1 protein-coding gene is annotated in these 399 nt (G+C 46.1%); it reads right to left on the reverse strand.

The window, feature by feature from the left end; all coding sequences use genetic code 11:
- The coding region (locus CHM34_RS18715; RefSeq protein ID WP_500690241.1) for a cupredoxin domain-containing protein at positions 1–399 on the reverse strand (399 nt) is incomplete at both ends.

The raw sequence follows: 399 nt of genomic DNA on the forward strand, positions 1-399 counted from the left end.
GACTATAATTCAAAACCTTTCTATCAATGTTACGTAGATTAATACCAGGGTCATCAAGGTTCATACGCGGACTATCAACGCGCATATCGGACTTAAAGTCATATTCTGTTTTGGCATGTTTAGCGTTATAGCCATTCGATCCCATGGCGCCCATCATGTCGGCCATCGTCAGCCATTCGATTTTGTCCATAGCAGGTATCGCAGGACGAGCACCTTTTTTGGTAGCAAGCGTTGTCGCAACATAGCCTGACCGATCTATGTTTTGAGCAAATATGGTATGCGCGTCTTTAGTGGGCGTCACGATGACATCATAAGTCTCGGCCACCCCAATACGGAAATCATCGATATCGACGGGACTGACATCAATCCCATCCGTCGCGACGACTTTCATTTTTAGGC

The organism is Paludifilum halophilum (assembly GCF_002245355.1).
Taxonomy (GTDB): Bacteria; Bacillota; Bacilli; order Thermoactinomycetales; family DSM-45169; genus Paludifilum; species Paludifilum halophilum.